Here is a 9,529-nt window from a genome sequence, read left to right as displayed (position 1 = left end):
CACGACAGCGTGCGGGGCGCCCTTCGCCGTTGGGTCAGGACGGCTCGGCCTCAGTCTGCTTGCGCGCTCTGCGGGCGAGCGCTGCCTTGTTCAGGTGGCCGCTGGCGATGTCGGACACGCGCTGCTCACTGCACTCCAGGATCGGTGCCAGCTCCTTGCGGGTGTGCTCGGCGTCGAGGAGGCCGCGTGTGGTGAGTTGCCGCTGGACGCGAAGCCAGCGCTGGAGTTCGGGCACGGCCTTGAGGGCCAGGGTGAGGCGGCGGGCCTGGTCGGTGGTCGGCTCGGCGGTGAGGTCGACGAGGGCGGCGAACGGCTCGGGGAGCTTGGGGGGCAGATCGGACATGCAACCAGCATAGTGGGTAGACACTATGGATGGACGACCGGCGCGGGGTTGCGAGCCTCTGACCTGCAACTTTCTCCGATTTCTCTGGGTCAACCCGGAACCCTATGCACCGTACAAGCGTTGTACATAGTGACTAACCACTATTCCTCACAACCTCTAAGGAGCCCGACATGGACGCCACGATCGCCCTCCGCCTCATCACCAACCGCGCCGCCAACCAGGCCAAGGAAGCGCAGGAGGCCCGCGAGCGCCTGATCGGCGCCCTCCAGGTCGACGGCCCCGCGCACCTCGACTCCCTGATGCGCGAAGTGCTCAAGGCCGAAGGCGACGCCGCCCCCTGGCGCGAGCTGATGGAGCGTGTCGAGCACCACGGCGTCCGCGAGGCCCTCGCCGAGCAGCGCGAGCGGGCCACCACCGTCCTCCTGGAGTACGGCATCAGCATGAGCACCAGCCCGGTCAGCAACGAGAAGAACCTCGCCGACCACGAGGGCCACCGCCGCTTCCTGAGCTACGTCGCGAGCTGGGAGATCGAGGGCGAGACCCCGGCCGAGGAGCCCGCCCCGGCCACCGAAGAGCAGCCGGCCCCCGCGCCCGCCGTGGTGGACGTCCCGACGGCGACCCCCGCGCAGAAGCGCACGCTGGCCGCCATCCGAGACAACGGCGTCAAGATCCAGGAGTTCCGAGTCGGCAAGGCCACGGTCATGGTCGAGCGCGGCGAGCGGCCCCGCAAGGACATGGTCGAGTGGGTCATCGCGCAGGGCTGGGCCGACCGGGACCAGTCCACGAGCCTCTTCGCCGGGCAGGCCGTGACCCTCACCGTGATCGGCGAGGCGATCCTGGCCGGCTGACCAGCGAGCACCCCGGGCGGGGCCGACCGGCCCCACCCCTCCTCACCAGCGAAAGAGAGACGGACATGATCACGATCACCTTCGACGACCTGGTCCGAGTGGCCCTGAACGCGCAGCCGGTCACCACCGACGAGGAGTGCCTGACCTGCGGCGCGGAGGTCGGGCAGCCCTGCACCCTGAAGTGCGACGCGCGCGGCGAGGCGGCGAAGGACATGGTCGCCGACCTGATCGGCGACCTGCCCCGCGAGGAGTTCCAGACGATCCTCCGCGAGGCGCGCGAGCGCGAGGCCCGCGACGACGACACCCCGGGCTTCTTCTGGGCCTGGTGGGAGGTCGACGACGAGGCCCAGGCGCGCGGCATCGGCTGCCCCGTGGGCATCTGACCTGCGCTTTTCCTCCGATTTTCGTGGGGCAACCCGGAACTCCAGGTCGCCCCACGCGTTGGACATAGTGACTAACCACTACCCCTCAACCTCAAGGGAGCCAGTCATGGACGCCACCACGACCGTCGCCATCTTCACCGCAGCGGCCACCGCCACCAATTGGCAGCGGAACGGGCTCGGCCTCTCCGTCGAGGTCCCCTTCGACGGCTTCGACTGGACCGTCCGCCTCCCCAAGGAGGGCCACGGCAAGGCGTACATCGCGGGCAGCTCCGGCTGGGGCGGCGACACCGCCGAGTACATCGAGGCCACCTGGGGCGAGACCGCCCGGATCGTCGACGCCGCCCTGGCGGCCACCCGCGTCCACTGACCGAACCCAACAGCGACGGCCCGGCCACCGCCGGGCCGTCCCCCTACCCGGAAGGAGAGACGGCCTTGGCCGCCATCACGATCACCCACACGCGAGAAGACGGCACACTCCTCGACGGCAGCAGCAAGGGAGACGGCGTCTACGAGATCGTCCAGCCGCACGGCTTCCGCTGGTCCCGGAACGTCGGCATCTACATCCGCGGCTCCCGGGACAAGGAGGCGCAGCACTGGCGGATCAACGGCGCGGCCGACGCCCTGCGCGCGGCCGGCCACGACGTCACGATCGAGATCAACGAGGACGACGACCGGACCTTCGGCGAGATCGAGGCCGAGCGCGGGGAACGGGCCGAGGGCCGGGCCGAGCGGTTCAGCGACCGCGCGGGCCGCGCCGCCGCCTCCTCCGAGGCCCGACGCGGCGCGGCTCACGACATCAGCCGCCGGTTCGAGTTCGGCCAGCCCATCCTCGTCGGCCACCACAGCGAGGGACGCGCCCGCCGCGACCAGGAGCGCATCCACACCAACATGCGGAAGTCGATCGAGGACAACCGGAGGGCCGGGTACTGGGCCAACCGGGCCGAGGCCGCCGCGGCGTACAAGGCGCACCGCAACGACCCGTACCGGACGCTGCGGCGCCTGGAGAAGCTGCGGGCCGACCTGCGCCAACAGGAGCGGTACCACGCGGAAGCCGTAGAGAAGAAGTGGGACTCGGTCGACCGGCACGCCCGCCTCATCCGCGACCTGCAGAGGGACATCGGCGGCTGGGAGGAGGTCGTGAAGAAGGCCGAGGCCGAAGGTGTGAAGATCTGGCGCCCGGACGACTTCGCGCCCGGCGACTACGTCCTGTACTCGGGCTCCTGGTACCAGGTGCACCGGGTCAACCCGAAGACGCTGAGCATCGCGTGGAACCTGCGGCTGGCACCCAAGAAGGTCATGACGCTGGAGGACGCCACCGACCGCGGCCGGGTCTGGACCCACCCGGCTGACTACAGCAACGCGCGCGCCCGCTGCCCGGAGGCGGCGATGGCCGCCTTCCTCGCGGACGGCAAGGTGCCCGGCACCAAGGCCGCGCACGCCGCCTCGCAGGAGCAGCCGGCCAGCGCCGTGCGTGAGGCGCAGGCGGCAGCCGCGAAGACGAAGCCGAAGAAGAAGTGCGACCCGAAGGTGCCCCGGAAGGTGTTCGTCGCCTGCCCGCTCGGCGGAGAGGAGGCAACGCTGACGTGGCTCAACGGCGGCAGCCGACCGCACAAGGACTTCGAGCCGGTGAGGATCACGCCCCCGGAGGGAGAGAAGTTCCAACGGGCGGTGTGGTCGCGCACCCTCCAGGCCGAGATCGCGCGGATCCTCGGCGAGCAGGGCTACGAGTTCGGCGAGGACGACTGGCAGGTGTCGCGGGACCGCAGCGGCTTCGTCCGGCCGATCAAGCCGAAGGCGAAGGAGGAAGCCGCGCCTGAGCTGGAGCAGGTGGCGGAGACCGCCGCGGTGGTGGACGAGCGGCCCGAGGCGGAACCCGCCGTCGAGGAGCGCCCGGTCGACGTCCCGGTCGACGAGCCCGAAGGGGCCCCGGGTGACGAGGAGGGGGCCGACAATATGGCCCTGACCTGCGAAAACTTCGCCGATACCCGGAACCACACGGATGTCTCAGGCGTTGTACATAGTGACTCACCACTAACCGCAACCCCTGAGGAGGACGCAGTGACCGAGGAAGAGAAGTACGGACGCAGGCTCACCCGTCGGGAGCGCCATGAGGCGCAGATCGCCGAGATGTGCGAGCGCGCCGCCCGGCGACCCGAGGTCGAGCGTACGGCGGAGCTCGACGCTGCCTACAGGCGGTACGTGGACGACGGCATCGCCGACACCGACGGGTGGTACTGCCCGCTGAGCTTCCAGGCCTGGGCGACCACCCTGGGTGCCCACCTCGTCACCGCAACGGCCGGCGAACCCGAGGTCCCGGCCGAGCAGGCGCAGGAGGTCCCGGCAGCCGCACCCGGGGCGGTGGACGAGGAGGGCGTCGAGGGCGAAATCACCCTTCTGAACTGCGAAAACTCCGGAAATACCCGGAACCACACGGCCCCCACAAGCGTTGTACATAGTGACTCACCACTACTCCCCACCGTCCAGGAGGCACCCACCATGACCACCACTGCGACCACCGCGAAGGCCACCGCCCCCGCCAAGGCCCCGGCCAAGACCAAGGCGGCCCCGAAGAAGGCGGCGACGAAGGCCCCCGCCAAGAAGGTGCCCGCGAAGAAGGCACCCGCGCCCGCCCCGGCCCCGGCCGAGGTGAAGGCCACCCCGAAGCGCGTGCCCGTCGACCGGATCGACCGCGACCCGAGCCAGCCGCGCGAGGAGTTCGACCAGGCCAAGCTGGAAGAGCTGGCCAGGTCGATGAAGAAGCTCGGCCAGCTCCAGCCGGTCAGCCTGCGCTACGTCCCGTCCACCCGCCGGTACGTGCTGATCATGGGCGAGCGGCGCTGGCGCGCGGCCCAGATGGCGGGCCTCACCGAGCTGGACGCGATGGTCACCCGGGGTGTCGAGGACGGCGACCGCGAGACACTCGCCAAGCAGGTGGCCGAGAACGTGGGCCGCGCGGACATGACCCCGATGGAGGAGGCCAAGAGCTTCCAGCGGCTGGTGGACGCCGAGTACACGATCGACGAGGTCGCCGAGATGTGCGGCAAGTCCGCCGCGTACGTCGGGTGGCGGATCGACCTCCTTCGACTGTGCGACGAGGCGCAGGAAGCCCTGAGCAAGGCGCACCTGCCGGTCGGGATGGCCTGGTACGTCTCGAAGCTGAGCTGCGAGAACCAGATGCGGTTCCTGGCGAAGTACGCGCGCGGCCACTTCGCGAACGACCGGGCGGCCGAGGAGTTCGTCAAGGCGTGCCTCGCGGAGGAGAAGCGGCGCGAGTCGCAGGGCTCGTTCTTCGTCCTCGCCGGTGAGGACGCCGAGGCGGACGGCAGCATCCAGGAGGCGATCCCCGGGGCGCACGACGTCACCGAGGACGAGCGCGAGCGGATCATGGACGAGCGGTCGAAGCTGACCAAGAAGATCGACCGGCTGTCGACCGCCGGTGAGATCCTCTCGGAGCTTGCCACCGCGGACCCGGAGGAGCTGGCCCTCCTGCTCGCCGGTACGCCGGGCGGCGTGTCCGGCCACCAGATGCGCATGGACCACCTGGCGAAGCTGATCGGCAAGGTGGGCGCCAACCTGCGCAAGGCCCAGGCGCACGCGGAGGTCCGCGCGAGCGGCATCGTCGTCAACCCCGAGGCTGCTGCCTGACCTGCAAGTAGTGCCTAGTCACTAGATCCACGGCGCGCGCCGCCCAGCGCGGCGCGCGCCATCCAACCCGCCCAGGAGGCACACCATGCGATTCACCACCGACGCGCTCGCCGTCCTCACCGACCCCCGCACCGAGATCCGCGACGACCTCGTGCGCATCCCCTTCGACATCGACCGGCCGGTGTACGAGCAGGTGGACAAGGTGCTCAAGGAGATGGGCGGCCGGTGGAACGGCGCCAAGCGGGTCCGTGCGCACGTCTTCCCGCACCGGATCGAGGAGCACCTGCGCCAGTGCCTGGCGGCCGGGGAGTACCCCTCGAAGTACGAGCAGGGCTGGTTCCCCACCCCGCCCGCTCTCGCCATGCAGGTCTGCGACCTGGCGGGTATCCGGGCCGGGGACACCATCCTGGAGCCCTCGGCCGGGTCGGGCGCCCTGACCGCCGAGATCGCCAGGCGCGGAGGCGTGATCGACGCCGTCGAGGTCGACGAGTTCCGCGCGGACATGCTCCGCGCGCAGGGTGACTGCCGCCGGGTCTTCGCCGCCGACTTCCTCAGCCTCGACCCGCTGGAGTACGCGGAGGGCTTCGACCGGGTCGTGATGAACCCGCCCTTCTCGGGTGGCCTGGACCACATCCTTCACGCGATCCGGTTCATGAAGGACGACGGGGTCCTGGTGTCCATCATGAGCGCGGGCCTGATGTCGTGGGAGGACAAGAAGACGGCCGACTTCCGGGCCGTGGTCGAGGAGGTCGGCGGCGAGATCGAGGCCCTGCCCGAGGACTCCTTCGCGGTCTGCGGCACGCACGTCCGCACCTGCCTCCTCTTCCTCCCCGGGTACGCCGGGGGACCGCTGCGCACCCATGACTGGCTGCTGCGCCAGCCCCGCCAGCTCGACCTCTTCGACGCCGCCGCCTGACCCTCCCTCACCCCCCGCCAGCCAATCGAGAGCCCCACAGGAGGAACCAGCGATGCCCGTACGCCTGCCAGCACCCGCCCACCAGCCCGGAGGGCCCGACGGCCAGGGGTGGAACCGACTGTCCATCGCCTCGTGCTGGACGCCCATCGACCAGTGCGCCCTGCGCCCTACGAACTGGCCCACGCTCTTCGAGTCGCACGACACTCGCCGGGCCTCGTGGGGCAACTTCGGGGCGTGCGTCAGGAAGGGCGACTGCGGCGACTGCCCGGTCTGGGAGGGCCCCGAGGGCGGGTTCACCCTCGGCGCCGAGGTCATCGCGGACGAGGTCCTCGTCCTGGTCGAGGACGGGCAGCCCCGGGTGCCGACCGGCAAGGGCTACTTCGAGCCCGCCACCTGGGAGCAGCTCGCCCGCCTGACCGGGTGGACGCTCGGCCGACGGCACCCCCAGGGCTTCTGGCTGATCCGCGCCTGACCTGCGATTCCTTTGCGCTCACTTTGCCTATCCGGTTTCGCGAAATGGATTAGGTAAAGTGGGTTTAGGAAAGGATCAAGGTAGAACATCCCGCCAACCCAAACCCGCATGAAAGGGACACAGCTAGTGGACGTTCGACTCGCCACCTGCACCTACCAGGAGTTCACGCCCGACATGGGTACGCCGGTCCGCACGACGGTCGGCCGCCCCCGCTTCCCGCTCCCGTACCCACTGACCGCGCACGCCCGGCTCGTCACGCCGACCAAGGAACTGCTCTCGATCAACGCGGCGGACGCCTACGAGTTCAGCTACCGCCGGCTGCTGAACGAGCGGGGCTTCGACGCGATCCAGGCCGAGCTGATCCGCATCGCGGGCGCCTACGACCTCGACAGCCCGCTCGTCCTGCTCTGCTTCGACCAGTACGCGAAGCTCACGCCCCCGAACTGCTGGTGCCACCGGATGTTCCTCGCGAAGTGGATCACCGAGCACACCGGCCAGGAGGTCCCCGAGCTGGGCGCCCCGCCGAAGACCGCCGACCACCAGCAGGGCGGCCTCTTCTGATGGCCGGCGCCTACTGCGACTTCTGCGGCCACCGCTGCTTCGTGTACCGCGTGATTCCCGACGGCCCCAAGGAGGGATGGGCCGGGCACCTCGCCACCTGCGCGCGGGGCATGGCCCACGACCGCGAGCAGACCGGCCACGACCACACCACCGCCACCAACCCGCAGAGCGGCGACTGACCGCCTGACCTGCACGAACCCACCGGCCGGGACCCCACGGGGTCCCGGCCGGACCCATGCCCGGATGGAGCGAAGGAACCCACCATGCGCAACGCCATGATCGACACCGCCGTGTGCATCGACGACATGCTCGGCCCGTTCGAGTGCAAGCTCGACCCGCACAACCGGTGGAACGGCTGGATGAGCCCCCACTTCCCCCTCGCCAGCGCGCGGAAGCTGTCCGAGCGGACGGTCTACCTGGCCGAGGACGGCGGCTACGACGGCTGGGACACGATCCACGTGATCGACGGCCGCGCAGACGGCCCGGACACGGTCCACATCATCGAGAGCGACATGACCCGCGAGGTCAACGAGGACGGCGACCGCGAGCCCCTCGCCATCGCCGTGCGCGTCCCCTGGGGCTCCCTGGACCGGGGCGCGGAAGCCACGATCTCCTACGCCACCCCGGCGGCCCGTAAGGCCGCCCGCAGGAGCGCCACCAGGGCCAGCCGGCTCAAGAAGCGCGCGAGCGAGAAGGCCGCGCGCGTGATCTTCGTCCACGTCCGCTGGATGTACCTGGGCGACGACCTCGGCACCGCGAACATCGTCGAGCCCGACCGCGACGGCCTCTACCCGATCGGCGGCTGGGAGTGGACGTGGTCGATCGCCAGCTGGTGGTGCCCGTGCGCGTACCACAACGAGTGGCACGAGCTGGAGTGCGAGAAGTGCGGAGCGAGCCGCGAGGACCGGCCCAAGACGCCGCTCGCCATCGCCACGGCGCTCGCCGGGCAGACCCTGCGCGGCCTGGTCCCCGAGGCGACCTCCGCGCTCGTCGACCTCACCAGCCTCGGCCACATCTGCCAGGTCTTCGCCGGGGACACCGAGGTCGACACGGCTGACGACAGCGGCCCCTACGACACCGAGACGCTCGGCGCGGCCGACACGATCCTGCGCCAGGCCCTCGTCGAGGACGACGACCTCACCGCGGCCGGCTGGGAGCACGCCCCGGACCCGCAGTCCGAGCGCCTCTACCGGATCACCTTCCCGGCCGCCTACCGCCCGTAGCCCGACCCGGCCGGGGACGGGCGCTCACAGGCCCGTCCCCGGCCCCCACCTCACCCACGACGAACAGAACGAGGACGTCACATGACGAACCAGCCCGCCTCCCGCCCCGCCTACGAGATCCCCGCCCACCTCAGCGCCGCCGCGCACGCCGCGCTGGACGCCACCCACGCCGCGCGCGAGCAGCTCGGCCGCGCGATGGTCGTCACGGCCGCCGCCGCGGTGCGCGACATCCTGACCGGCGACAACCCGGACGCCCCGTTCGACGCGACCGCCGTCGAGCTGGTCGAGGGCGCGGACAGCAGCCTGTTCCCCACCGGCCGGTACTGGACGGCCGCTGGCGGCGAGCGGACGTTCACCGAGGCCGTCGGTCTGGCCGAGGCCGGGAACGGGATCCACGGCATGAGCGAGTGGACTGCCTACCTCGACGACAGCACGCGCGACGTCTGGCACAAGCTGTGCACCAAGCTGCCCGACCGCAACGGGCAGCCGGCCTACCGCCTCGACCTGATCCGGGCGGCAGCCCTCCAGCTCGACCAGCCCCCGGCTCCGGCTCGCCAGCCCGGCGGCATGGTCGAGACGCTGGTGTGCGCCAACGACCGGGACCGGTACTACGCGCTCGTGGACCCCGCCGACCAGCGCGACGGGTACGTGAAGCCGTGGTTCGACCTCGACACCGTCCGTCGCATCGCCGAGGCCACTCAAGCCGACGCGGCCGAGTACGGGCACGACGCGGTCGACACCGTGCACGTCCTGGAAGGCGGGGACAGCGCCGCGCGGCACGACGGGTCCGCCGAGCCGCTGAAGTACGCGGTCGTGCTCGTCGTCTGCTGGATGTACCTGGGCGGGGAGCAGCGCGAGCAGGCGGTCGAGGTCCTCCAGCCGAACAAGGATGGCCGGTACGCGATCGGCGGCCACGACTGGTGCTGGTACGCGCTCGACGGCCAGTTGAACCCGCAGATCCCGTTCCGGCCCTGACCAGGCCGGTTTAACGATCCTTTGCCGAACTCGGTGGATCATGACGGTTATTCCATAACGAATTTGGCAAAGATGATTGTGTAACACCTTCCACACCAGCCACCGGGCGAGCCGACAGCCAACAGCAAGCCCCGCATCAATAAAACAATCGATAAACCGAAAT

The 9,529-nt window shown here is 70.4% G+C and carries 11 protein-coding genes; 10 read left to right on the top strand and 1 reads right to left on the bottom strand.

The window, feature by feature from the left end:
• Window positions 1-34 precede the first annotated feature (34 nt).
• Complete coding sequence (locus tag ABZ923_RS39890; RefSeq protein ID WP_361482858.1) at window positions 35-343, bottom strand: sigma-70 family RNA polymerase sigma factor; 309 nt, start codon at window positions 341-343, stop codon at window positions 35-37.
• A gap of 170 nt (window positions 344-513) precedes the next feature.
• On the opposite strand from ABZ923_RS39890, the gene ABZ923_RS39885 reads away from it, so the two are divergent.
• From ABZ923_RS39885 to ABZ923_RS39840, 10 genes are all read left to right on the top strand, one after another.
• Complete coding sequence (locus ABZ923_RS39885; RefSeq protein ID WP_361482855.1) at window positions 514-1,191, top strand: hypothetical protein; 678 nt, start codon at window positions 514-516, stop codon at window positions 1,189-1,191.
• A gap of 65 nt (window positions 1,192-1,256) precedes the next feature.
• Window positions 1,257-1,574 carry a hypothetical protein gene (locus tag ABZ923_RS39880; RefSeq protein ID WP_361482852.1) on the top strand — a complete coding sequence of 106 codons (318 nt, stop codon included), beginning with the start codon at window positions 1,257-1,259 and terminating at the stop codon, window positions 1,572-1,574.
• Window positions 1,575-1,680: 106 nt separating this feature from the next.
• A complete protein-coding gene (locus ABZ923_RS39875) occupies window positions 1,681-1,941 on the top strand; it encodes a hypothetical protein (protein ID WP_361482849.1) in 261 nt (86 codons plus the stop codon).
• 65 nt (window positions 1,942-2,006) lie between these two features.
• Window positions 2,007-5,219, top strand: a complete 3,213-nt coding sequence (locus ABZ923_RS39870) for a ParB/RepB/Spo0J family partition protein (RefSeq protein WP_361482846.1) — start codon at window positions 2,007-2,009, stop codon at window positions 5,217-5,219.
• An 85-nt stretch (window positions 5,220-5,304) separates the two neighbouring features.
• The gene (locus ABZ923_RS39865; protein WP_361482843.1) at window positions 5,305-6,135 is read left to right on the top strand and encodes a class I SAM-dependent methyltransferase; all 831 of its coding nucleotides are present in this window, start codon (window positions 5,305-5,307) and stop codon (window positions 6,133-6,135) included.
• Between the two features lie 52 nt (window positions 6,136-6,187).
• Window positions 6,188-6,607, top strand: a complete 420-nt coding sequence (locus tag ABZ923_RS39860; protein ID WP_361482841.1) for a hypothetical protein — start codon at window positions 6,188-6,190, stop codon at window positions 6,605-6,607.
• A 126-nt stretch (window positions 6,608-6,733) separates the two neighbouring features.
• Window positions 6,734-7,168, top strand: coding sequence for a hypothetical protein (locus tag ABZ923_RS39855; protein WP_361482838.1), 435 nt, complete (start codon window positions 6,734-6,736; stop codon window positions 7,166-7,168).
• A complete protein-coding gene (locus ABZ923_RS39850) occupies window positions 7,168-7,347 on the top strand; it encodes a hypothetical protein (RefSeq protein WP_361482835.1) in 180 nt (59 codons plus the stop codon). Before ABZ923_RS39855 ends, ABZ923_RS39850 begins: the two co-directional genes overlap by 1 nt.
• Before the next feature lie 84 nt (window positions 7,348-7,431).
• A complete protein-coding gene (locus ABZ923_RS39845; protein WP_361482832.1) occupies window positions 7,432-8,391 on the top strand; it encodes a hypothetical protein in 960 nt (319 codons plus the stop codon).
• 81 nt (window positions 8,392-8,472) lie between these two features.
• Window positions 8,473-9,366, top strand: a complete 894-nt coding sequence (locus ABZ923_RS39840; RefSeq protein ID WP_361482828.1) for a hypothetical protein — start codon at window positions 8,473-8,475, stop codon at window positions 9,364-9,366.
• Window positions 9,367-9,529: the final 163 nt, after the last annotated feature.

Source organism: Streptomyces sp. NPDC046881 (genome assembly GCF_040645015.1).
Taxonomy (GTDB): domain Bacteria; phylum Actinomycetota; class Actinomycetes; order Streptomycetales; family Streptomycetaceae; genus Streptomyces.
This window is presented reverse-complemented; position numbering and strand designations above follow the sequence as displayed.

What these genes read in the sequence shown, in the direction of transcription:
- ABZ923_RS39890 (WP_361482858.1), bottom strand. Translation starts at nt 343, where the DNA reads ATGTCCGATCTGCCCCCCAAGCTCCCCGAGCCGTTCGCCGCCCTCGTC.
- ABZ923_RS39885 (WP_361482855.1), top strand. Translation starts at nt 514, where the DNA reads ATGGACGCCACGATCGCCCTCCGCCTCATCACCAACCGCGCCGCCAAC.
- ABZ923_RS39880 (WP_361482852.1), top strand. Translation starts at nt 1,257, where the DNA reads ATGATCACGATCACCTTCGACGACCTGGTCCGAGTGGCCCTGAACGCG.
- ABZ923_RS39875 (WP_361482849.1), top strand. Translation starts at nt 1,681, where the DNA reads ATGGACGCCACCACGACCGTCGCCATCTTCACCGCAGCGGCCACCGCC.
- ABZ923_RS39865 (WP_361482843.1), top strand. Translation starts at nt 5,305, where the DNA reads ATGCGATTCACCACCGACGCGCTCGCCGTCCTCACCGACCCCCGCACC.
- ABZ923_RS39860 (WP_361482841.1), top strand. Translation starts at nt 6,188, where the DNA reads ATGCCCGTACGCCTGCCAGCACCCGCCCACCAGCCCGGAGGGCCCGAC.
- ABZ923_RS39850 (WP_361482835.1), top strand. Translation starts at nt 7,168, where the DNA reads ATGGCCGGCGCCTACTGCGACTTCTGCGGCCACCGCTGCTTCGTGTAC.
- ABZ923_RS39845 (WP_361482832.1), top strand. Translation starts at nt 7,432, where the DNA reads ATGCGCAACGCCATGATCGACACCGCCGTGTGCATCGACGACATGCTC.
- ABZ923_RS39840 (WP_361482828.1), top strand. Translation starts at nt 8,473, where the DNA reads ATGACGAACCAGCCCGCCTCCCGCCCCGCCTACGAGATCCCCGCCCAC.